Origin of the sequence: Rhodococcus sp. 06-235-1A (genome assembly GCF_002258785.1) — a bacterium.
Taxonomy (GTDB): Bacteria; Actinomycetota; Actinomycetes; order Mycobacteriales; family Mycobacteriaceae; genus Rhodococcoides.
The window spans coordinates 1-679 of the sequence record NZ_NOYI01000005.1; the positions used below are offsets into that span (position 1 = coordinate 1).

The 679-nt window shown below is 66.0% G+C and carries 1 protein-coding gene; it reads left to right on the forward strand.

From position 1 onward, the window contains the following. Positions 1-679 (forward strand): DUF222 domain-containing protein (locus CH275_RS04005; protein ID WP_143546676.1); only part of this gene is annotated, 679 nt, incomplete at both ends.

The window sequence follows — 679 nt, forward strand, 5'->3', positions numbered from 1 at the left end:
GAAGCCCGTCGTATCGCCCTCGTCGCCGACATCGACACCCGCGTGAGCCGCGAGAAACTCGGCTTCCCCGGACCCGCCGGATGGTTGACCTCCACCACCCTGCTGTCACCGTCCAAAGCAAACAAGATCGTCGCCCTCGCCCGCGGCATGGCTGCGTTTCCCGACATCGCCGACGCCGTGAACACCGGCGTCATGACCATCGACCACGCCGCGTTGATCCTCACCTTCGCCGAAACACCCCCGAAGAACCTGCCGGACGAGGGTCGCGATGTCGCGCGCAAAGCTCTGATCGCCGCCGCCACCGGGCCCGAAGCGCGCACCGGCCGGATTCGTGCAGCGATCACCAGACTCGAAGACAGCTTCGGCAACAAGAAACCACCCGCCGAGGACACCGACCGCAACGAACTCTTCGCCTCGACAACGTTGAACGGGCGGCTGGTGTTGAAAGGCGATTTCGATGCGATCACCGGAGAGAAACTCCTCACCGCACTCTCCCCGTTGACCGAACCCCGACCCGCCGCCGACGGCACCCACGACGACCGCAGCCCCGCCACACGCAGAGCCGACGCCTTCGGACACATCCTCGACCAATACCTCGCCTCCAGTAACCGCCCCATCGAAGGCGGCGAACGCCCGCACCTGAACCTGCACATCGGCCTGCGCGATCTCACCGACCTCC